General features: G+C 61.1%; 22 protein-coding genes. 4 read left to right on the top strand and 18 right to left on the bottom strand.

All coding sequences use genetic code 11. From position 1 onward, the window contains the following. Window positions 1–117: 117 nt before the first annotated feature. The gene (locus J5M57_RS26530; protein WP_064586731.1) at window positions 118–1089 is read left to right on the top strand and encodes a magnesium and cobalt transport protein CorA; all 972 of its coding nucleotides are present in this window, start codon (window positions 118–120) and stop codon (window positions 1087–1089) included. 50 nt (window positions 1090–1139) lie between these two features. Here J5M57_RS26530 and J5M57_RS26525 read toward each other — a convergent pair whose 3' ends face one another. From J5M57_RS26525 to J5M57_RS26515, 3 genes are all read right to left on the bottom strand, one after another. Beyond that, entirely contained in the window at window positions 1140–1868 is a 729-nt protein-coding gene (locus tag J5M57_RS26525; RefSeq protein WP_064586730.1) for an amidotransferase, read from the bottom strand. Between the two features lie 95 nt (window positions 1869–1963). After that, window positions 1964–4108: a 3-hydroxyacyl-CoA dehydrogenase NAD-binding domain-containing protein gene (locus tag J5M57_RS26520; protein WP_207850100.1), complete on the bottom strand. Its 2145-nt coding sequence runs from the start codon at window positions 4106–4108 to the stop codon at window positions 1964–1966. A gap of 24 nt (window positions 4109–4132) precedes the next feature. Further along, window positions 4133–5338, bottom strand: coding sequence for an acetyl-CoA C-acetyltransferase (locus tag J5M57_RS26515; protein WP_207850099.1), 1206 nt, complete (start codon window positions 5336–5338; stop codon window positions 4133–4135). Window positions 5339–5922: 584 nt separating this feature from the next. On the opposite strand from J5M57_RS26515, the gene J5M57_RS26510 reads away from it, so the two are divergent. After that, on the top strand, window positions 5923–6744 hold the full coding sequence (locus J5M57_RS26510; protein ID WP_207850104.1) for a cytochrome c: 822 nt from the start codon (window positions 5923–5925) through the stop codon (window positions 6742–6744). A gap of 106 nt (window positions 6745–6850) precedes the next feature. Here the strand turns inward: J5M57_RS26510 and J5M57_RS26505 are convergent, their stop codons facing one another. From J5M57_RS26505 to J5M57_RS26460, 10 genes are all read right to left on the bottom strand, one after another. Next, complete coding sequence (locus J5M57_RS26505) at window positions 6851–7654, bottom strand: transglutaminase family protein (RefSeq protein WP_083366519.1); 804 nt, start codon at window positions 7652–7654, stop codon at window positions 6851–6853. Then, a complete protein-coding gene (locus J5M57_RS26500; RefSeq protein ID WP_027613321.1) occupies window positions 7651–8601 on the bottom strand; it encodes an alpha-E domain-containing protein in 951 nt (316 codons plus the stop codon). Before J5M57_RS26500 ends, J5M57_RS26505 begins: the two co-directional genes overlap by 4 nt. A gap of 12 nt (window positions 8602–8613) precedes the next feature. Further along, window positions 8614–10023, bottom strand: a complete 1410-nt coding sequence (locus tag J5M57_RS26495; protein WP_083366520.1) for a circularly permuted type 2 ATP-grasp protein — start codon at window positions 10021–10023, stop codon at window positions 8614–8616. Between the two features lie 544 nt (window positions 10024–10567). Then, window positions 10568–10915, bottom strand: a complete 348-nt coding sequence (locus J5M57_RS26490; RefSeq protein ID WP_007960698.1) for a ribonuclease E inhibitor RraB — start codon at window positions 10913–10915, stop codon at window positions 10568–10570. Between the two features lie 212 nt (window positions 10916–11127). Beyond that, window positions 11128–11361: a hypothetical protein gene (locus J5M57_RS26485; protein WP_003223224.1), complete on the bottom strand. Its 234-nt coding sequence runs from the start codon at window positions 11359–11361 to the stop codon at window positions 11128–11130. Window positions 11362–11616: 255 nt separating this feature from the next. Further along, window positions 11617–12492: a polyamine aminopropyltransferase gene (gene speE / locus J5M57_RS26480; RefSeq protein WP_064586723.1), complete on the bottom strand. Its 876-nt coding sequence runs from the start codon at window positions 12490–12492 to the stop codon at window positions 11617–11619. 210 nt (window positions 12493–12702) lie between these two features. Next, window positions 12703–12894 (bottom strand): PLDc N-terminal domain-containing protein, encoded by a 192-nt coding sequence (locus tag J5M57_RS26475; protein ID WP_003223221.1) that lies wholly within the window; start codon window positions 12892–12894, stop codon window positions 12703–12705. A gap of 71 nt (window positions 12895–12965) precedes the next feature. Continuing rightward, window positions 12966–13496 (bottom strand): hypothetical protein, encoded by a 531-nt coding sequence (locus J5M57_RS26470; RefSeq protein ID WP_207850098.1) that lies wholly within the window; start codon window positions 13494–13496, stop codon window positions 12966–12968. A 196-nt stretch (window positions 13497–13692) separates the two neighbouring features. Then, the gene (locus J5M57_RS26465; protein WP_169840883.1) at window positions 13693–14211 is read right to left on the bottom strand and encodes an ankyrin repeat domain-containing protein; all 519 of its coding nucleotides are present in this window, start codon (window positions 14209–14211) and stop codon (window positions 13693–13695) included. Between the two features lie 96 nt (window positions 14212–14307). Continuing rightward, a complete protein-coding gene (locus J5M57_RS26460; protein WP_207850097.1) occupies window positions 14308–16146 on the bottom strand; it encodes a long-chain-acyl-CoA synthetase in 1839 nt (612 codons plus the stop codon). A gap of 378 nt (window positions 16147–16524) precedes the next feature. On the opposite strand from J5M57_RS26460, the gene J5M57_RS26455 reads away from it, so the two are divergent. Then, window positions 16525–16803 carry a DUF3509 domain-containing protein gene (locus J5M57_RS26455; RefSeq protein ID WP_064586718.1) on the top strand — a complete coding sequence of 93 codons (279 nt, stop codon included), beginning with the start codon at window positions 16525–16527 and terminating at the stop codon, window positions 16801–16803. Between the two features lie 172 nt (window positions 16804–16975). On the opposite strand, the gene mtnC is transcribed toward J5M57_RS26455, so the two are convergent. From mtnC to aroC, 5 genes are all read right to left on the bottom strand, one after another. Further along, a complete protein-coding gene (mtnC, locus tag J5M57_RS26450) occupies window positions 16976–17659 on the bottom strand; it encodes an acireductone synthase (RefSeq protein WP_169840885.1) in 684 nt (227 codons plus the stop codon). Window positions 17660–17663: 4 nt separating this feature from the next. Further along, window positions 17664–18209: an acireductone dioxygenase gene (locus J5M57_RS26445; RefSeq protein ID WP_064589970.1), complete on the bottom strand. Its 546-nt coding sequence runs from the start codon at window positions 18207–18209 to the stop codon at window positions 17664–17666. Between the two features lie 92 nt (window positions 18210–18301). Beyond that, window positions 18302–18928 (bottom strand): methylthioribulose 1-phosphate dehydratase, encoded by a 627-nt coding sequence (locus tag J5M57_RS26440; protein ID WP_207850096.1) that lies wholly within the window; start codon window positions 18926–18928, stop codon window positions 18302–18304. Then, window positions 18925–20070, bottom strand: a complete 1146-nt coding sequence (locus J5M57_RS26435; RefSeq protein ID WP_207850095.1) for an MFS transporter — start codon at window positions 20068–20070, stop codon at window positions 18925–18927. Before J5M57_RS26435 ends, J5M57_RS26440 begins: the two co-directional genes overlap by 4 nt. A 31-nt stretch (window positions 20071–20101) precedes the next feature. Continuing rightward, window positions 20102–21193: a chorismate synthase gene (gene aroC, locus J5M57_RS26430; protein WP_207850094.1), complete on the bottom strand. Its 1092-nt coding sequence runs from the start codon at window positions 21191–21193 to the stop codon at window positions 20102–20104. Between the two features lie 130 nt (window positions 21194–21323). Here aroC and J5M57_RS26425 point away from each other — a divergent pair, with 130 nt between their 5' ends. Then, window positions 21324–22277, top strand: a complete 954-nt coding sequence (locus tag J5M57_RS26425) for an alpha/beta fold hydrolase (protein ID WP_064586713.1) — start codon at window positions 21324–21326, stop codon at window positions 22275–22277. Window positions 22278–22362: the final 85 nt, after the last annotated feature.

Here is a 22362-nt window from a genome sequence, read left to right as displayed (position 1 = left end):
TGCGGGTTTTCTTTTGCCGGGTGAACTGTGCAGATTTCACTGACTCTCAAGCAGCGACACGGCTAAGCTGAAGCCTTGTATTCCCTGCCATCTGCCAAGAAGAAGTGAACCACCACCATGGGTCGAGTTGTTGCTGCTGCGGTTTACAGCGCCGGTAAGAAAGTCACCAATATTACCCTCGATGAGGGCGCCGCCTGGGCCGCGAAAACCGGGCACTTTGTCTGGATCGGCCTGGAAGAGCCGGACGCGCAGGAACTGGCCAACCTGCAACGCCAGTTCAATCTGCACGAACTGGCGATTGAAGATGCCCTGGAAAAACACAGCCGACCGAAACTGGAAACCTTTGGCGACGCTTTGTTTATCGTCACCTACTCGCCGATCCGTGAACACGGGATTTTGCAGTTCATCGAAACGCACATCTTCGCCGGCAAGGGCTACATCATCACCGCCCGCAACGGTCACTCGGCGTCCTACGCGCATGTCCGTCAACGCTGTGAGGCACGACCGCTGTTGCTCGAGCATGGGGAAGACTTCGTGCTCTATGCGCTGCTGGATTTCGTCATCGAAAACTACCAGCCGGTGGGCGAAGCGATTCATGCCGAGATCGATGAACTGGAGCGCAACGTGCTGTGTAGCGCTTTAAACGAGCATGACATCCAGAAGCTTCACGGCCTGCGCCGCGACGTGTTGCGCCTGCGTCGTTATGCGGCGCCGATGGTGGAAATCGGTGAGGAACTGCAGAAGCTGAGCTTCCCGTTCATCGACAAGAACATGCGCCCGTACTTTCGCGATGTGCAGATTCACGTCACCCGGCAGATGGAAGACCTGACCACCCTGGCGGACATTGCCAGCCAGACCATCGAGATCGGCGTGCTGCTTGAAGCCTCGCGGCAGAGCGTGGTGCAGCGCAAGTTTGCCGCGTGGGCGGCGATTCTGGCGTTCCCGACGGCGGTGGCGGGGATTTACGGGATGAACTTCCAGAACATGCCGGAGCTGAGCTGGCACTACGGCTATTTCGCCGTGCTGGGATTTATCACGGTGGGGTGTGTGAGTTTGTGGGCGAGTTTCAAGAAGTCGGGGTGGTTGTAGTCCTGTGGCGCGGGAGCAAGCTCCCTCGCCACATAGGTAAATGTCAGGTCTTAAAGCGCTTCGGCTTCTGGCTTGTGCGCCACAAAACGCATCATCCATTCCGCCACGGTCGTGCCATGGTGCTCCTGCTCCAGGCTGGCAACGCCTTTCGAGTAGATCTGCGAACCCAACGCCTCTTGGCGCAGGTCCAGCAGCGCCCGCGAATAGTCGTGGATGAATTCCGGGTGGCCCTGGAAGCACAGCACCTGATCGTTGATGTGATACGCGGCGAACGGGCAGAAATCGCTGGAGGCGATGACCGTGGCGTTTTCCGGCAGCGCGGTGACCTGGTCCTGGTGGCTGATCAGCAGCGTCAGCTCTTCACGCACCGGGCTCATCCACGGCGCCTTGGCCGCCAGTTTGTAGTTGTGGGTGCCGACACCCCAACCCTGAGTGGCGCGCTCGCTCTTGCCGCCCAGCAGCAGCGCCAGCAGTTGATGGCCGAAGCACACGCCGAGCAGCTTGTCGCCGCGCTCGTAACGGTTCAGCAGGTATTGCTTGAGGGTCTGGATCCACGGATCGGTGCCGAACGAATCGGCCTTGCTGCCGGTGATCAGGTACGCGTCGAAGGTCAGGTCGTCGCTCGGGTATTCGCCCTGCATCACGTTGTACACGGTGAACTCGGCGGCAATCGGTTGCTGCGAGAACAGGCGCTGGAACATCTGCCCGTAACCCTGATATTGATCGACCAGTTCCGGACGCAGGATGTCGGTTTCCAGAATGCAGATGCGTAGCGACATAAAAAATACCTGACACGTGATGGGAATAATGAACACCCCAGAGCCTGCCTTGAAACACCTAGGCAAGGCAAGCCCCACAGTGTTCAGCCGATCACTTAAAACAGCTCGCCGTTCGCCGCCTTCTCCAGCAGCAACGCCGGTGGCGCAAAACGCTCGCCGTATTGCTCGGCCAGATATTGCGCGCGGGCGACGAAGTCCTGCACCCCGTACTGATTGATGAACTGCAGCGCACCGCCGGTCCACGCCGCAAAACCGATGCCGAAGATCGAGCCAACGTTGGCATCCGCCGTCGAGGTCAGCACGCCCTCCTCCACGCAGCGCACGGTTTCGAGGGCCTGCACGAACAGCAGACGATCCCGCACATCCTTCGCTGAAATCTGCCCGTCGGCCTTCTCGAAGCGCGTCTTCAACTCCGGCCACAGGTGCTTCTGCGCGCCAGCCGGGTAATCGTAGAAGCCACCACCGGCGGCTTTGCCCGGACGCTTGTATTCGTTGAGCAGCAAGTCAATCACGGCGAACGCCGGATGTTCTATCAGCGGTTTCCCTTCTGCTTGCAGGTCTTTGGCCGTTTGCTGGCGGATATGGCTCATCAGGCTGAGGGAAACTTCGTCGGAGATCGCCAGCGGCCCGACCGGCATCCCGGCCTTGCGCGCTTCGGTCTCGATCATCGGCGCACTCACGCCCTCGCCGAGCATGGCAATGCCTTCGTTGGTAAAGGTGCCAAACACCCGCGAGGTGAAGAAGCCGCGACTGTCGTTGACCACGATCGGAGTTTTCTTGATTTGCAGGACGAAGTCGAAACCCCGCGCCAGGGTTTCATCGCTGGTCTGCGCGCCCTTGATGATTTCCACCAGCGGCATTTTTTCCACCGGACTGAAGAAATGCAGGCCGATGAACTTGCTTTGATCCGGCACTGCCATCGCCAACCCGGTGATCGGCAAGGTCGAGGTGTTGGAGGCAATCACCGCGTCGCTACCGACCACTTGCTGCGCCGCCGCCGAGACCTTGGCTTTCAGTTCGCGATCCTCGAACACCGCTTCGATGATCAAGTCGCAGCCGGCCAGGTCGGCATCGTTCTCGCTGGGCTGGATCCGCGCCAGCACCGCGTCGCGTTTTTCCGCTGTCATCTGGTCCCGGGCGACTTTCTTGTCGAGCAACGCCGCCGAATGCGCCTTGCCCTTTTCGGCCGCCGCCAGGTTGATGTCCTTGAGCACCACGTCGATGCCGGCCGAGGCGCTGACGAACGCGATCCCGGCGCCCATCATCCCCGCGCCCAGCACGCCGACCTTGCGCGTGACGTAGGGCGCGAAGCCCTGCGGCCGCGAGCCGCCGGCGTTTATTTCGTTGAGCTGGAACCAGAAGGTGCCAATCAGGTTCTTCGAGATCTGCCCGGTGGTCAGTTCGGTGAAGTAACGGGTTTCAATCAGGTGCGCGGTGTCGAAGTCCACCTGCGCGCCTTCGACTGCCGCGCACAGAATTTTCTCCGGGGCCGGCAGCGTGCCTTGAGTCTTCGCCCGCAGGATCGACGGCGCAATCGCCAACATCTGCGCGACCTTCGGGTTCGACGGCGTGCCGCCCGGGATCTGGTAGCCCTTCACATCCCAGCGCTGCACGGCCGTCGGGTTGGCGACAATCCAGGCGCGGGCCTTGGCCAGCAGCTCGTCACGATCCGCCGCCAGCTCATCGATCAAACCGGCCTGCAATGCCTGTTGCGGGCGCACCTTCTTGCCTTCGAGCAGATACGGCAGAGCCTTTTCGATGCCAAGCATGCGCACCATGCGCACCACCCCGCCACCGCCCGGCAGCAGACCGAGTGTCACTTCCGGCAGACCGAGTTGCACCGCCGCATCATCCAGCGCCACCCGGTGGTGGCAGGCCAGACAGATTTCCCAGCCACCGCCGAGCGCCGCGCCGTTAATGGCGGCGACCACGGGTTTGCCGAGGGTTTCCAGGGTGCGCAACTGGGCTTTGAGGCTCAGCACCATGTCATAGAAGGCTTTGGCCTCGGGTTTGCCAACCTTGATCAGCTCATTGAGGTCGCCGCCGGCAAAGAAGGTTTTCTTCGCCGACGTAATGATGACTCCGGCGATGCTGTCTTTGTCCGCCAGCAGATGCGCAACGCAGGCGCCCATGGCCTGGCGGTACACGGCGTTCATGGTGTTGGCGCTCTGGCCCGGCATGTCGATGGTCAGCACGACGATGCCGTCCTGGCCTTTTTCGTAACGAATGGCTTCGCTCATAACAAGGTTCCTTGAATTCGGGGCTCAGAGACGTTCGATGATGGTGGCAATGCCCATGCCGCCGCCGACGCACAGCGTCGCCAGGCCATAGCGCAGGCGCCGCGCTTCCAGTTCATCGAGCAGGGTGCCGAGGATCGCGCAACCGGTGGCGCCCAGCGGGTGGCCCATCGCGATGGAGCCGCCATTGACGTTGACCTTGTCCGGGTCCACCGCCATGTCCTTGATGAACTTGAGCACCACCGAGGCAAACGCCTCGTTGACCTCGAACAGGTCGATGTCTTCCACGCGCAACCCGGCCTTGGCCAGCGCCTTGCGGGTGGCCGGTGCCGGACCGGTGAGCATGATGGTCGGGTCAGTGCTGGTCACCGCCGTGGCGACGATTCGTGCCCGTGGCTGCAAGCCGAGTGCACGGCCCTTGGCTTCGGAGCCGATCAACATCAGCGCCGCCCCGTCGACGATTCCGGAGCTGTTGCCCGGGGTGTGCACGTGATTGATCCGCTCGACATGGCTGTAGACCCGCAGCGCCGTGGCGTCGAAGCCCATTTGGCCGATCATTTCGAAACTCGGCTTGAGTTTGCCGAGGCCTTCCATGGTCGACTCGGCGCGAATGAATTCGTCATGGTCGAGCAGGATGATGCCGTTCTGATCCTGCACCGGCACCAGCGACTTGTTGAACGCACCATTGGCCCGCGCCCGCGCCGCCTTGTATTGCGAATGCAGCGCGTAGGCATCGACGTCCTCACGGCTGAAGCCTTCAAGGGTGGCGATCAGGTCCGCGCCGACGCCCTGCGGGGTGAAGTGGCTGTGCAGGTTGGTTTGCGGGTCCAGCGCCCAGGCGCCGCCGTCGCTGCCCATCGGCACCCGCGACATCGACTCGACGCCGCCCACCACCACCAGGTCTTCGAATCCGGAGCGGACTTTCATCGCGCCGAGGTTCACCGCCTCCAGACCCGAGGCGCAGAAGCGGTTGATCTGCACGCCCGCCACGCTGACGTCCCAATCGGCCACTTGCACCGCAGTCTTGGCGATGTCCGAGCCCTGATCACCAATCGGCGTGACGCAGCCGAGCACCACGTCATCGACCTGGCTGGTGTCCAGCGCGGTGCGGCTTTGCAGTGCGGTCAACAACCCCGCGACCAGATTCACCGGTTTGACGCTGTGCAGCGCGCCATCGGCCTTGCCTTTGCCGCGCGGCGTACGTAACGCATCGAAAATCAAAGCTTGGGTCATGACGTCCTCGAACCTGTGCGGTGAGTGAAATTCGTGGTGTCACTGTTGTCCCGCGCCGTCGAGGATTCAATGACCACAGCGCTCAATGACGTTGACGCGCACGCTCAGACGGACGGTCATCTCACATCGGGTGAACCGGTTCAGGTCCGCGAGTTGTCTAGCAAGCGGGCGGCAAAGAAGCTGGCAATACGCCTCATGCCTTTTTTATCGCTAGTGGCAGCAAATACATACGAAATGGATCTAAGCGGCGCGTGACGCGGGCTCTAAGGTAGTAAATGTACGTCAGAGTCGTCGGGTTTTGCCGGGGCCGGCGTTCTTCAACAGGAAGTGCAGCGTTTGCCGTCATGGATATGCAGGCAGACATCAGGAAATAACAATAAAGGCGGTCAAGCCATGTTCAAACAACCGAAAGTTCGTCAAGCCGGGCTCATTCTTTTCGCCACCACGCTGTTGCTGATTTTGCCGAACCTGACCAAGGTCATCGGCTGACCCAACGGCCGGGTGCACGTCATCGCCATCAAAAATGTGACTGGCCCGCTACCCGGGCCAGCGTGGCTGTGCCAACCTTTGCGCACTTCCACGACATGGACGGCGATCATTTGAAAACGCTCATAATGTTCTCGGCCCTGCTGCTGAGCTTGCCCTTGTCTGCCGCGCAGCTGGACTTGCAGCTGGGTGCAACCAGTCGCACCTGGCAGACCGAGGAATTGCTCAAGCATCCGCAGGTGCAAACCCTCACCATCAAGAACGATGTGTCCTACAAGAAGGACATGACGTATCGCGCCGTGCCCGTCGCGGCACTGCTCACCGGGATCAAGCCGGACGATCACTTGCAAGCCGTGGCGCTGGACGGATTTGCCGCCGAACTGGCCGCTGCCCCGTTGCTCAATACCAAAGGCGCAAGGGCGTGGCTGGCGATCGAGGACCCGGCGCAGCCATGGCCGCCGCTGTCCGAAGGCAGGCACAGCGCGGGGCCGTTTTATCTGGTGTGGACCGATCCGCAAGCCGGCAACATCAGCCCCGAGCAATGGCCGTTCGAAGTGGCCAGCATCAAGCGCATGGCGCCGGTGGCCGCGCGCTTCCCTGCCCTGTTGCCGGATCCCAAGTTGAAAGCGGATGACCCGGTGAATCAGGGTTTTGCGCTGTTTCAGAAAAACTGCCTGGCCTGCCACCGCTTGAACGGTGCGGGCGATGCGCAGTTCGGGCCGGACCTGAACATTCCGTACAACCCGACCGAGTATTTCGGCGCGGATTTCCTCAAACGCTACATTCGTGATCCGCAGAGTCTGCGCCAGTGGCCGCAGGCGAAGATGCCGGGGTTTTCGGCGGATGTGTTGCCGGAGAAGGATTTGCAGATGTTGATTGGCTACTTGCAGCACATGGCTGGGCGCAAGGTTAAGCCTTGAGGACAATCTCCTGTAGGAGCTGCGGCACGCTGCGATCTTTTGATTCTGTTTTACAACCAAGGTCAAAAGATCGCAGCGTGCCGCAGCTCCTACAGGGGGATGCCGTTTACTGTTGTTGCACGGAGATAACCGGGGTTGGCGACACGAACACCTTGGCATGCATCTGCTCACACCCGCCGCCCCGGCGCATGCCACGTACCGGGCAGGCATCCAGATAATCCAGGCCCACCGCCAGTTTCAGATGGCGCTCCGGGCGCGCCAATTGGTTGGTCACGTCGAAGCTGTACCAAGCGTCATCCAGCCACGCTTCGGCCCAGGCATGACTGGCCAGGTGCTCGGCGTCCTCGCTGTACAGATATCCCGACACATACCGCGACGGAATCCCCAGGCTGCGCGCGCAGGCGAGAAATGCATGGGTGTGATCCTGACAAACACCCGCACGCCCGGCGAAAGCTTCGGCGGCACTGGTGTCGACTTCGGTGGAACCCGGCGTGTAGGTCATGTGCTGGTTCAAGCCATGCATCAAGTCGATCAGTGCGGTGCGATCACGTCGCTGTTTGCAGGCATTGCCGGCAAACGCGCGCAACGCCTCGTCAGCCTCGGTCAGGCGGGTAAAGCGCAGGAACGGCAGCGCCGACTGGCTTTCATGCTCGGCCTCGCGCAGCTCATCAATATCAACCTGACCTCGCGCACCGATGATGATCGCTTCGTGCGGCTCGTCCATGGTCAGCACATGCAGGATGTTGCCGAACGGATCGAGCTGGGCGCGCACCGGGCGTGGCAGGTCGAGTTGCCAGCTCAACACGTGCTGACGCTCGCTGTCGTGCGGGGTCAGGCGCAGATACTGGATGCTCGCCCGCACCTGATCCTCATAGTGATAGGTGGTCTCGTGGCTAATGGAAAGTCTCATGCAGCCTCCAGGTATGAACTGTGAATGGCATTGCCCAACTGGCGCACCAGCGGGATGAATTCGGTGAGCCAGGCGTGCAGGCCTTCGGCGAGGATTTCGTTGATACCGGTGTAGCGCAGGCGCGCGTCCATTTCAGCGGCAAGACGTTGCGCAGGACGACCGTTGGCGCCTGGCAGTTGCGCGAGGATCTGGTCGATTTCCTCGGTGCAGGCGCGCAACGAACGCGGCACATCGGCGCGCAACAGCAGCAGTTCGGCAACATGCCGGGCCCCGGGTGCGTCGCGATAGATCTCGGTGTAGGCCTCGAACGATGACAAGGCCCGCAGCAGCGCACTCCACTGGTAATAGGCATGAGCGGTGCCGTCGCTGACCGCTTCGGCCTGATCGCCGGCCATTTCATAGCGCGCATCGAGCAGTCGCAGCGTATTGTCGGCGCGCTCGATGAAGGTGCCGAGGCGAATGAAGCGGAACGCATCGTTGCGCATGATGGTGCCGTACGAGGCGCCACGGAACAGGTGCGAACGCTCCTTGATCCATTCGCAGAAGCGGCTCATGCCGTAACGGCTGAGGCCCTGCTCGGCGATCCCGCGAATCTCCAGCCAGGTGGCGTTGATGTTTTCCCACATGTCCGCGGTGATCCGCCCGCGCACCGCATGCGCACTGGCTCGCGCCGCGCCGAGGCAGCTGTAGATGCTCGCCGGGTTGGCCGCATCGAGGGCGAAAAAGTGCAGCAGGCGTTCGGCGTGCAGTTCGCCGTGACGCTCCAGGTAATCGTCGAGGGTGCCGGTGATCAACAGCGGCATGGCCAGTTCGTGCAGACCGTCGCCGCGACCGTCCTGCGGCATCAGCGACAGCGAATAGCTGATATCGAGCATCCGCGCGAGGTTTTCCGCGCGCTCCAGGTAACGCGACATCCAGTACAGATCCGAGGCAGTTCTACTTAACATGGCAAGCTTCCTTCAATCCTCGACCACCCAGGTGTCCTTGGTTCCGCCACCCTGGGAGGAATTCACCACCAGGGAGCCTTCACGCAGGGCGACACGGGTCAAACCGCCGGGTACGACCCGGGTTTCGCGGCCAGACAGTACAAACGGACGCAGGTCGATATGGCGCGGCGCAATGCCGTTTTCGACAAAGGTCGGACAGGTCGACAGCGACAACGTCGGCTGCGCAATGTACGCGTGGGGCTTGGCCTTGATCCGCTCACGGAACGCATCGATCTGCGCCGTGGTTGACGCCGGCCCTACCAGCATTCCGTAACCGCCGGAGCCTTGGGTCTCCTTGACCACCAGATCCGGCAGATTGGCCAGCACATGGGAAAGTTCCGAGGGGTTGCGGCACTGCCAGGTCGGCACGTTCTTCAGGATCGGTTCTTCGTCGAGGTAGAAACGGATCATCTCGGTGACAAACGGGTACACCGATTTGTCGTCCGCGACCCCGGTGCCGATGGCATTGGCCAGCACCACGTTGCCCGAGCGATAGGACGACAGCAGCCCCGGCACGCCGAGCATCGAATCGGGGTTGAACGCCAGCGGATCGAGGAACGCGTCATCGAGGCGACGGTAGATCACGTCCACCGCTTTCGGCCCGTCGGTGGTGCGCATGAATACTTTGTCGTCGCGCACGAACAGGTCCGCGCCCTCCACCAGCTCGACGCCCATTTCCCGCGCCAGGAAGGCGTGTTCGAAGAACGCACTGTTGAAGCGTCCCGGCGTCAGCACCACCACGCTCGGGTCGTCGATCGGACTGGAGCTTTTCAGCGTGTCGAGTAACAGGTTCGGGTAATGGTCGATGGGTGCGATACGCTGGGCGGCGAACAACTCCGGGAACAGGCGCATCATCATCTTGCGGTCTTCGAGCATGTAGCTGACGCCGCTCGGGGTGCGCAGGTTGTCTTCGAGCACGTAATAGGTGCCGTCGCCGTCGCGCACCAGATCAACGCCGGAGATGTGCGAATAGATGTCGCGGTGCAGGTCCAGGCCCTGCATCGCCAACTGGTACTGCTCGTTGGCCAGCACCTGTTCGGCAGGGATGATCCCGGCCTTGATGATGCGCTGCTCGTGATAGAGGTCGGCGAGAAACATGTTCAGCGCCTTGACCCGCTGGATGCAGCCGCGCTCGACGATCCGCCACTCGCTGGCGGGAATGCTGCGCGGAATGGTGTCGAAAGGAATCAGGCGCTCGGTGCCCTGCTCGTCCCCATAGAGCGTGAAGGTGATGCCGGCCCGGTGGAACAGCAGATCAGCCTCGCGTCGCCGTTGTGCCAGCAACTCGTCAGGCGTATCGGCCAGCCAGCGGGCGAACTCCCGGTAATGCGGGCGGACCTGGCCGCCGGCATCGTACATTTCATCAAAATAGGTGCGGATCATGCCGTACTCCTTGTCACCCGGACCAACAGGCCTTCGCAAGGCCCGTGCCATCGGCATAAACGCTTTGATTTCAATCGGTTGGATATTCACGCCAGCAGCGCCGCACCATTCCTGTGCGGCAAATGCCCCAACCTGATCGCCCCCGCCTCATTGCGACGCAGTGCTGTCGCCTATCACCAGCATAGTCAGAGTTGATTTCACTGCCCGGCGCAGGCTGCGGATAATCCGCGCATCTGCTGCAAAACTTCATCGGCCACTGCGCCACGAAGGACTCGGCTCAACGGCTCTGGACTGCCGTCGCAGCCCGCCCCGCTTAACCCTGAGCGGTTTTCTCTGCTTATCGGTCTTCCCTTTTAGCCACCTTCTCCGGTGGCTTTTTTTTTGCCTTCTGGAAATGTTTTGAAAGCAAAAGCAAAAGATCGCAGCCTGCGGCAGCTCCTGCAGGTGATCGTGCAGGAGCTGCCGCAGGCTGCGATCTTTTGATCTTTGAATGAACAACGGCCAACCCGAGGGTCAGCCGTTGTTCACTACCTGAAACCGGAGATCAGTTCAGACGATGGCGATTGCGCACCTCCTGCTTCACGCCCCAGCCCTCGATGATGCCGCCCAGCGGCTCGACCACGGCTGAGAAGCCCTGCTCGAAATCGCCAATGTCGTCATAGGTTGCGTACATCACCTTGCTCAATTCCAGCGACCAGGCACCATCGTCGCGCGCACTGACCTGGGCATTGATGGATTCACCGCGAAATTTGCCTGCCGCCCTGCGCGCCCGCTCCTCGTCCGGGAAAATCGCGTAGAACTCGATGGGATGGAACCGGGAAAAATCGAAGCCGCCTTCTTTCATGCGGCGCAGTACGTTGCTGCTGATGTCTTCTTGATAGGCTGTGCTCATGAATCGTCCCCCTCGGATAGATGGATAGACTTTCCGTATTCCCGCCCCGGGCCTTACAGGCCAAAGTACTTCGACAACGTGGTTGTACGCGGGAAACAAGCATGTAGCTGACAAGACCAGACCTTAGCGAGTCGTTCGCTGATCTCGCTTGCAGAGTAGCCCCAAGACAGAGGCGCTGCCAAGGCCTGGCGTGTCGGGTGACAAGAAGAATTTCAGATTGGTGTGATGCTGCGGATTTCGATGCTGTTCTGGGCTTTCAGGTTTTTTGCACCTGCGTCTGGAGTTCGCCCTTCCAGATCATTCATATCCAGTTCCGCGGCCACGGGCAGGAGCCGTTCCTTGATCAGGCGTGCGGCCTCGTCATCGCTGGGGCATTCGGCGCGCTCGAACACCTCATCGACAATTTCACCATGATCGTCCACGAAAGTGACTTTCCACTTTTGCATCGGTGCCTCCTCGATCAAACCCGCAAATGGGCTTACCTCTATCTCGACTTTTGGCGAGATTGATCGTTCAAAAGGATTGCAGCGGGCGAACATGAAAAAAAATTAATTGATGGGGAAACAGGCTTGTGTGGCGAGGGAGCTTGCTCCCGCCGGGCTGCGAAGCGGCCCCAAAATATCTAGAGAGCGCAGATTTTGAGAGTGCTGCGCACTCAAGCGGGAGCAAGCTCCCTCGCCACAAGGAATCCATCGACCTGGTCAGTCGTTGCTTGGCTTGTTGATCGCCTGCAGCACGTACTGTGGCAACGCGAACGCGCCGATGTGGATTTCCGGGTTGTAGTAGCGCGTGACGATGCCGCTGCCGATGAAGCGCTGTTGCAGGACTTCGCGGCTCAGCTTGCGGTAAGCCGGGTTGGTCGAACCCCAGGCGAAGGTCATTGAACCGCCGATGTAGGTCGGCACGGCCGCCTGATAGAAGTGCCAGTCCGGGAACAGGCTGCGCAGGCGACCGGCCGTGGTTTTGACTTCGTCGATCTGCATGAACGGCGTGCCGTTCTGGGTCACGAGGATGCCGCCCTCGTTCAGGCAGCGATGGCAGGCCTGGTAGAAGTTTTCCGAGAACAGCACTTCGCCCGGACCGATCGGGTCGGTGGAGTCGGAGATGATCACGTCGAATTTTTCAGTGGTGGTGGCGACGAAACGCATGCCGTCGTCGATCACCAAGTTCAGGCGTGGGTCGTCGTAGGCGCCCTTGGAGTGGTTCGGCAGGAATTCCTTGCACATGTCGACCACGGTGCCGTCGATCTCGACCATGGTGATGTGCTCGACGCTGTCGTGCTTGGCCACTTCGCGCAGCATGCCACCGTCGCCGCCGCCGATGATCAGCACGCGCTTGGCAGTGCCGTGGGCGAGGATCGGCACGTGAGTGAGCATTTCGTGGTAGATGAATTCGTCGGCTTCAGTGGTCTGAATCACGCCGTCCAGCGCCATCACCCGGCCCATGCGCGGGTTCTGGAAGATCACCAGGTGCTGGTGTTCGGTGCGCACTTCGTGCAGCAGTTTTTCCATGCGAAAACGCTGGCCGTAGCCTTCGTAGAGGGTTTCCAGGTACTCGCTGGTCTTGGTGACGGTCATGGTCAAGTGCTCCGATGAATGCGCGGGCGTCGATCGTGGGGACGATTGCCCGGGAAAGGCGCGCATTCTACGTTGCCGAAGATGACAGGTCGAACCCTGTAGGAGTGAGCCTGCTCGCGATAGCCATTCTCCAGCCAATGAATCAGCGACTGAACAACCGCTATCGCGAGCAGGCTCGCTCCTACAAAGGATATCGCGTGGCTCTCGGGATCAGATCCGGACGTTGCCCCTTGGCCCGGCAATCGCCCAGATGATCAGGCCCAGCACCGGCAGGAGGATGATCAGCAGGACCCAGAGGATTTTCATCCCGGTCTCGGCGCCGCTTTTCAGCACGTTGATGATGGCCCAGATGTCGAGGGCAAGGATGATCAGGCCGATCAGACCGTTGAACGTGGAACCCATAGTGTCGCTCCAGAATAGTGGCATGCACTTTTAGGATAGACGGTCGCGCGCAGGGTTCCCTTTTATTGCGTTCAGACGTGAACGGCAACCTTCAGCGCTTCCAGCGACGGCGCAGCGGCGATGCCGATCTCGGCGCACAACTCCAGCACCCGAGGCACGTCGTTGCCGTAGACCAGCACCACTTGCAGTTCGTCGTCGAGCAACTGGCTGAAGTTCATCAGCGTGTAACCGCCGTTTTCCTTGTTCAGGCTTCTCATCTGCACCTGGATGCGGTTGAGTGCAGTCAAGGCTTCGGTCTTGGCCAATTGCTTGGGTTTGAGGTTGAAATCGACGCCCGGGCCGAACGACGCGACGATCTGCGCGAACAGGTCAACGTAGGTGTCGGCCTGGAACAGCACGGTTTCCGGCAGGCTGCCGACCACGACCCACTCGCCCAGCGGAATCGGGAAGGTGTCGTCGTAGTTGATATCGGGGTTGGCTGTCAGAAAAGCAGCGGCATCGGCGTAGGCCTGTGCGGCCTCATCGGCCACTTTCAGGATCTCGTCCTCGCCCATGCAGCCGGAGCTGATTTTGCTGATGAGTTCGACGAGTGCGGCTTTCATGAGGGCGAGTCCTGTGGGAGGCGAATTTTGAGGGCGCGAAGGATAGCGCATTCTTGAGTGCACCCGACACCTGTGGCGAGGGAGCTTGCTCCCGCTGGGCTGGTTAGCATCCCGAAAAACAGTGGGCTCACCATTGTTGCCAGCGCTGCGCACTGGAGCGGGAGCAAGCTCCCTCGCCACAGAGTCTCGACAGTCTTTAAGCCAGCAACTTTTCCAGTTGCGCCGTGGTATCGACCGCGCCCATGGTCCGCGCCGCGTCCAGCGCGGTGATGCCATTGGCGTCCTTGGCTTGCGGGTCGGCGCCTTTGCCGATCAGGTAATCGACGATTTCAACGCGGTTGAACATTGCGGCCATCATCAGTGCCGTGCGACCGTCGAAGGACGAACCTTCGATCTCGGCGCCCGCTTCCACCAATGCCTTGACCACGGCCAGGTCGCCTTTGAATGCCGCACCGGCAATCGGGCTCTGGCCGTTGCCGTTGCGCAGTTCCGGGTCGGCCTTGTGCTTGAGCAGCACCAGCACCGCGTCGACATGGCCGTAGTAGCTGGCGAGCATCAGCAGGGTGTCGCCCTTGCTGTTTTTCAGGTTCACCGGCAAACCGGCCGTGACCAAGCGATCAAGCATCTCGGCATCACCGTCACGCGCCTTGTTGAAAACCTGCTCGGTGAATTCGGCAGCTTCTTCAGGGGTCATCTGGCGGCTTGAGTCAGACATGGGCAACTCCACTTTCGGTTATTCGCAAAGCCGACAGTTTCCCGAGCGCGACGATAGCTGTCACCCCCTTTTTCTCAAGTCATGCCATAGCCAATATCAATAGCGGTATTTGCCCTGATGAATATCGGCCAGCACTTCGTCCGTCACCTGCACATAAGTCTGGGTGCCTGGGAGCCAGGCGTAAATCGGGTCATCGCCCGTCTGGCCGGGGTCGAAGCCTTCGTTTTTCAAGCGGGTCTTCTGGTATTTGAAGGTGCCGGTGGTTTCCATCTTCACCTTCACTCGCAGGAACAGCGGCACCGCATAGGCCGGCATGCGCTGACGGGCGAACGCGAGCAGTTCGGCGAAATCCAGGGTCGCCAGGGATTCGGCCGGGGTGATCGCGGCCATCCCGGCGCGGCCGTTGGTGTTGCGCACTTCCACACCGTAGGCCACGGCCTCGGAGATGTGCGGATGCTGCAACAGCAGGTTTTCCACTTCAGTGGTCGAGACGTTTTCGCCTTTCCAGCGGTAGGTGTCGCCGAGGCGATCGACGAACTGCGCATGGCCGAAGCCGATATTGCGCAACAGATCGCCGGTGTTGAAGTAGCGGTCGCCCTTGCTGAACACGTCGTGCAGCACCACTTTGGCGGTTTTCTGCGGGTCGGTGTAGCCGTCCAGCGGGGCTTTCTCGTCGATCCGTGCCAGCAGCAAGCCCTGCTCGCCCTTGCCGACCTTGCGCATGAAACCGTCGGTGCTGCGCAGCGGCTCACCGCTGTCGTGGTCGTACACCACCAGCTCCCAGGCCATCAGCGAGAAACCGATGGTGTTGTCGAAGTTGAGGATGTTGCTGAAGCCGATGTTGCCGTCGCTCGCTGCGTACAGCTCACAGATGTGCTCGACGGCAAAGCGGGTCTTGAACTCGGCCCAGGCGCCGGGACGCAAGCCGTTGCCGATCATCTTGCGCACCTCGTGACGGCTGTCGTCGGCGCTGGGCGGTTGATCGACCAGATAGCGGCACAGTTCGCCGACATAGCCGATGGTGGTCGCACGATAGCGGCGCACATCCTTCCAGAACTGACTGGCGCTGAACTTGCGGCGGATCGCGAACCCGGAGGCGCCGTTGATCGCCGAGCCCCAGCAGACACAGAGGCCGGTGGCGTGGTACAGCGGCAACGTGCAATAGACGACATCGGCGGGGCCCATGTTCAGGGCGATCGTGCCGAAGCTGGCGGAGCTGCGCATCCAGCGGCCGTGCTTGAACACGCCGGCCTTGGGCAGACCGGTGGTGCCCGAGGTGTAAATGTAAAAGCATGGGTCGTCGAAGAACACTTCGCCACTGCTGGGCGGGTTGTCGGAACTGGCATCGGCACTGGCGCTGATCAGGTTGACGTAGCCGTCGGGCGCAATGCCCGGGTGGCAATACGTGTCGCGGTCGGCGATGAACCAGGTGCGCTGCGCGGTGATCGACACCTGCTCGCGGATCGCGGCGAACGCCGGCTGCAATTCCTCACCGAGCACAATCGCCACGGGCGCCACCAGGTTCACGCTGTGGATCAGTGTTTCGCGCGTCTGTGAGGTGTTGAGCAATGCGCTGACCGCGCCAAGTTTGGCCAGCGCCAGAATGGTCACCAGCAATTCCGGGCGGTTTTCGATGAACACCGCGACCACGTCACCCTTGCCGATCCCTTGTGCGCTCAAATAGTGGGCGATGCGATTGGCCCACTGGTTGGCCTGCGCATAGGTCAGCAGGACATCGCCGTGCAATAACGCCAGGCCTTCGGGATTACGCAGGGTCGCTTGCTCGAAGGTCCAGCCGAGGCCACACGTTTGGGTCGGATCCGTGACATTGGCGACTTTCATGCCCTTGACCACCCGCGGGATGGCTTTGGCGATCGTCGGCAGTTTGCGGAGCATCATGCTCCAGGTGATCGTGTCGCTTGACGCGTGGCTCATGGAAGCTCCCCGTTCGACCTTGCTGGCCGTTTTTTTATTGTTCGGGCTGTGGGCAGACCTGCGTTTGGGGCATAGGTCGACCCTGAAAATACGTCAGCGCTTCTCGGGCTGTACACGCGGTTTTTGCAATGTTTTGTATCCGCAGACGCAGGGACGACGGCGCGGATCATGGGGCGGCCAATAGGTTCCATCGCACTCGTGATAATCCCGCAAAATGCAGGATGCACGATGGCCATTCATGCAGATTGCACGACCGCTGCAGATTCCACGATTTGTATATTATTGATTTATAAGGATTTTTTATTTTTAAAATGCTGGCACAATCGCTGCAACCTCCTCTGCATGCTTGCCATTCAAGTGCATACGGAGCTGAAAGACATGAGCCTGATTCAAGAAAAATTTACCTCCCTGTTCTCCAACTTCGACGTCACCACTGCGCCACGTCCCGATGGCGGGATTCTGCTGACCCTGCGTGGCAGCGAAGGCAAAGTGTTCAAGCGCGCCCTGACGTATCAGCAAATGCACAACGCCGACCAACTGTCGTGGGCGATCAGCGCGATTCGTCGTGACCTGGCGGAACAAGCCAGCGAGCTGCCGCAAATTGCAATGCTGCAGAGCCAGCAGCGCTTTGCACTGCCGACGTATCACTCGCTGTAAACATTCAGACGCTTTAAACACAACAGGCCGGGCAGCTTTCACTGCCCGGCCTGTTTTTTTGTAGGCGAAGCTTATGCAGGCGCTGCTGAACGCTGCGATCTTTTGATCTTGATCCTTTGAATCAAAGTCAAAAGATCGCAGCGTTCCGCAGCGCCTACAGGGACTTGTGTGGTTAGAAAGCTTCCGGCTCGATCGCGGTAAAGCTGTCCACGGTCACATGCCCTTCCAGTTCCCCACCCTCGCGCGCCAGGCCGCAGGTTTTCAGGCCTGCCGATTCAGCGGCGTCGAGTTCCTGCACGATGTCGGACAGGAACAGAATCTCCCCGGGTTCGACCCCAATCGCCTGTTGAATATTGCGATAGGACTGTTCTTCGCGCTTGGGCCCCGACGTGGTATCGAAGTAACCGCTGAACAGCGGCGTCAGATCCCCTGCCTCAGAGCAGCCGAAAATCAGCTTCTGCGCCTGGATCGAACCCGACGAATACACAAACAGTTGATAACCGGCCTGATGCCATTGCTTGAGCGCTTCGACGGCATCCGGGTAAACATGGCCCTTCAACTGCCCGGCCTGATAGCCCTGCGCCCAGACCATGCCTTGCAGGGCTTTCAGCGGCGTGGCCTTGCGGTCTTCGGCGATCCAGCTCAGGAGAATTTCAACCACCCGTTCAACATCGGCCTGCGGCTCGTTGCTGTCGCGGCGCACGGCAGCGATCTGCTCGGCGACATCGGCGCGCTCGGCGTTCTGCCGCACGAAGTCCGGCAGGTGCTTGGCCGCGTATGGGAACAGCACGTCGAAGACGAAACTCACCGCGCTGGTGGTGCCTTCAATGTCGGTGAGGATGACTTTGATCGACATCGGCTCAGTCCTCCAGTCGCGGGAAGCGCCCGGCGATGTCTTCGCCGGTGAAGTTGGCGACCCAGCCTTCCGGGTTGTTGAACAGGCGAATCGCCACGAAGTGCGGGTTTTCGCCCATGTCGAACCAGTGCTTGGTGCCGGCCGGCACCGAGATCAGGTCGTTCTTCTCGCACAGCACCGCGTACACGTAATCGTCGATGTGCAAGGTGAACAGGCCACGCCCGGCGACGAAGAAGCGCACTTCGTCTTCACCATGACGATGCTCTTCGAGGAACTTGGCACGCAGCTCGGCTTTTTGCGGATGATCGCTGTTGAGGCTGATCACATCGACGGTGATGTAGCCGCGCTCGGTCATCAGTTTGTCGATCTGCTCCTGATAGGCGCTGATCACTTCTTCCTGGCTCGCGCCCGGCTGGATCTTCGCCGCGGCTTGCCAGCGGTCGAAGCGCACGCCCTGCTCGGCAAGCGTCGAGGCGATGTCTTCGAAATGGGTCAGCACCTTGTTCGGAATGTCAGGGCTGGAAACGTGATAGACGGACAGGCTGCTCATGGGCAATTCCTCGGTATCGGCCTTGCCGTCCGGTTCTTGCAGACCGGTCGGGCAGTGCATTTCATCAGGCGAATGGGCTGCTTCTGGTGAAGTCAGCCTTGGCGGTTCATGACGCTGCGGGTTTTCAACTCGCATTCAAACAGGAATTCGAAGGCCTCGATCTGCCGCAGGGCGTCGCTCATCTGCGCCCCCCAGGTGTAGAGGCCGTGGCCGCGAATCAGATAACCGACGCAATCGGGATGGGCGTCGAGCCAAGGCTGCACCTTGGCGGCGAGGCGCGCAATGTCCTGATCGTTGTCGAAAATCGGCACGCGCACCCGCGATTCGTGGGTCGAGATGCCGCTGAAGGCTTTTTGCAGTTCGTAATCTTCGAACTCGATGAAGTCTTCCGCGGTCAGGCGCGACAGCACCGTGGCGTTCACCGAGTGCGTGTGCAGCACCGCGCCGATCTCCGCGCGCCAGCTGTAGAGCTGGGTGTGCAGCAGGGTTTCGGCGGAGGGCTTTTTGCCCGGTTCCAGGCTGTTGCCGGACAAGTCGGTGGCGAGCACATCGTCCAGACCCAGCTGGCCCTTGTGCTTGCCGGACACGGTCAGCAGCGCTTCGCTGGGCGACAGGCGCGTCGAGTAATTGCTGCTGGTGGCCGGCGACCAGCCGCGACCATAAAGAAAACGCCCGGCGTCGACGATTTGCTGGGCGAGCTGTTCACGCGTAAGGCTCATGGCCTGTCCTCTTGCATACGTGTGGCAATGATAACGGCAGCAGCGAGCGCCGCGAGACTGGCAATACTAAAGGTCAATGTTGCGCCGAGGGCATTCCAGCTGTAACCGGAATACAACGCGCCCAACGCACCGCCGGTGCCGGCCAGCGCGGCGTACAGCGCCTGGCCCTGACCTTGCTGGCGTGCACCGAAGCTGCGTTGCACGAACGCGATGGCCGCCGCATGAAAGCTGCCGAAGGTCGCCGCGTGCAGCACCTGGGCAAACAACAGTACCCAGAGGAATTCGGCGAACGAACCTAGCAGCAACCAGCGCAGCGCCGCCAGCAGAAAACTCGCCATCAGCACCCGACGCAGGGAAAACCGCGCGAGAATCCGGCTCATGAACATGAACATCAGCACTTCGGCGACCACACCCACGGCCCAGAGCATGCCAATCGTGCCGCGACTGTAACCGAGTCGTTCAAGGTGCAAGGTCAAAAAGGTGTAGTACGGGCCGTGGCTCATCTGCATGAGGGCGACGCACGCGTAAAACGCCAGCACGCCGGGATTGCGCAACTGCTTGAGGAAGCCCTCGCCGCTCGGCCGATTACCTTGCGGTGGTTGCGCATTCGGCACCCACAGGCTGCTGAGGACGATGCCGGCCATGATCAGCACGAGCGCTGCCGGGTAGATGTCGAGGCTCAGCCATTCGAACAGTCGGCCCAGCGCGACCACGGTGATGATGAAACCGATCGAGCCCCACAGGCGAATCTGACTGTAGCGCGAGGTCTGCCCCTGCAAGTGCGCGAGGGTGATGACTTCGAACTGCGGCAACACCGCGTGCCAGAAGAACGCATGCAGCGCCATGACCAGCGCCAGCCAGGCGTAGGTCTTGTTGACGAAAATCAGCGAGAACGTCAGCAGCGTGCACACCGCGCCGAAGCGCACGATGGCCAGGCGTTTGCCGGTGTAGTCGCCGAGCCAGCCCCAGATATTCGGCGCCACGCAGCGCATCAGCATCGGGATCGCCACCAGTTCGCCGATGCGCGCGGCGCTGAACCCGAGGTGATCGAAGTACAGCGCCAGAAACGGCGCTGTCGAACCGAGCAAGGCGAAATAGAACAGATAGAAACTGGACAGCCGCCAGTACGGGAGCGCCGCCACGGTCAGACCGCGACGGCTTGGCGAGCAACCATCAAAGCTGACCCAGCACCGGGGTGCTGACGCGCACGTCGGCGTTCTGCCCACGGTGACGCAGCAGGTGGTCCATCAGCACGATCGCCATCATCGCTTCGGCAATCGGCGTGGCGCGGATGCCGACACACGGATCGTGACGGCCCTTGGTGATCACGTCCACCGGGTTGCCGTGGATGTCGATCGAGCGGCCCGGGGTGGTGATGCTCGACGTTGGCTTGAGCGCCAGATGCGCGACGATCGGCTGACCGGACGAGATGCCGCCGAGGATGCCGCCGGCGTTGTTGCTGAGGAAACCTTCCGGGGTCAGCTCATCGCGGTGCTCGGTGCCGCGCTGTGCAACGCAGGCGAAACCGGCGCCGATTTCCACGCCTTTGACCGCGTTGATGCTCATCAGCGCGTGGGCCAGTTCGGCGTCGAGACGGTCGAAAATCGGCTCGCCGAGGCCCGGCATCACGCCTTCGGCGACCACGGTGATCTTCGCACCGACCGAGTCCTGATCACGGCGCAGCTGGTCCATGTAGGCTTCCAGCTCCGGCACCTTGTCCGGATCCGGGCAGAAGAACGCATTCTCTTCCACCGAATCCCAGGTCATGAACGGGATTTCGATCGGGCCGAGCTGGCTCATGTAGCCGCGAATGACGATGCCTTGGGTGGCGAGGAATTTCTTGGCGATTGCACCGGCCGCCACGCGCATGGCGGTTTCCCGCGCCGAGCTGCGGCCGCCGCCACGGTAATCGCGCTCGCCGTATTTGTGGTGGTAGGTGTAGTCGGCGTGGGCCGGGCGGAACAGGTCCTTGATCGCCGAGTAGTCTTTGGACTTCTGGTCGGTGTTGCGGATCAGCAGGCCGATGGAGCAGCCCGTGGTGCGGCCTTCGAACACGCCGGAAAGGATTTCGACTTCGTCGGCTTCCTGACGCTGGGTGGTATGGCGGCTGGTGCCCGGCTTGCGGCGATCGAGGTCGCGCTGCAGGTCTTCGAGAGAGATCTCCAGGCCCGGCGGGCAGCCGTCGACAATGGCGACCAACGCCGGACCATGGCTTTCGCCAGCGGTGGTGACAGTGAACAACTTGCCGTAGGTATTGCCGGACATGCAGGACGCTCCGTGAAATCAAACCCAAATTCGTGATGCGCGCCAGTATACGCAGGCTAACCGACTAGTTCATCCTCGAACCTTAGTGGTGTTGGTGAGTCCAACCGGCACCTTGGCAAATGATGGCGTGATGATGCTGCGAGTTCTGATCTTGAGTCTTACCCTGTTTACCGGCTTTGCCCACGCGACTGTCCTGCAGCGCCCAATCTCTCTGGACACCGGCAACGGTGAACTTTTCGGCTCGCTGCTGCTGCCAAAATCCGACAACCCGGTGCCGGTTGTCCTGATCCTTGCAGGCTCCGGTCCTACGGATCGTGACGGCAACAACCCCGATGGCGGGCGCAATGACAGCCTCAAGCGGCTGGCCTGGGTGCTGGCCAAACACAACATCGCCAGTGTGCGTTACGACAAGCGCGGGGTGGCCGCGAGCCTGGCCGCCACGCCTGACGAGCGCAACCTGTCGGTGGAGGCCTACGTCAATGACGCCGTGGCCTGGGGTCAGAAGCTGAAAAGCGATCCGCGCTTCGGCCCGCTGATTCTGCTCGGTCACAGCGAAGGCGCGCTGATTGCCACCCTCGCCGCCCCGCGCACCGACGCGGCTGCGCTGATTTCCCTGTCCGGCAGCGCCCGGCCGGTGGATCAGGTCATTCGCGAACAACTGGCGCGCAGCCTGCCACCGCCATTGATGCTGCGCAGCAACGAGTTGCTCGACAGCCTCAAGGCCGGCCACACCGATGCCAACGTGCCAGCGCCGCTGCAGCCGATCTTCCGCCCGAGCGTGCAGCCGTACCTGATTTCGCTGTTCCGCCAGGACCCGGCCAAGGCCTTCGCCCAGTTGAAGATACCGGCGCTGATCGTTCAGGGCAGCAACGACATGCAGGTCGGCGTGGGCGATGCACAGGCGCTGAAAGCCGCCAAACCCGACGCCGAACTGGCGGTGATCGACGGCATGAATCACGTCATGCGCATCGTTCCGGCTGATGTGAAGCGGCAATTGGCCTCTTACAAGGACCCGCAATTGCCACTGGCGGCCGAGTTGGGCAGCAAACTCATCGCGTTTATTGACGGACTTCGCACCCGTTAACCGTAGTTTGCCCTCTAGTCTTGTCAGAAACGGCCGATAAGCCTTTGTCGCCAGCGCACTGGCTGGCGACAAGCAGCGCTTGGAC

This window comes from Pseudomonas sp. 86_A (assembly GCF_017491705.1).
GTDB lineage: Bacteria > Pseudomonadota > Gammaproteobacteria > Pseudomonadales > Pseudomonadaceae > Aquipseudomonas > Aquipseudomonas koreensis.
The sequence above is the reverse complement of the archived record's forward strand: the minus strand, read 5'-3'. Positions and strand labels throughout refer to the sequence as shown.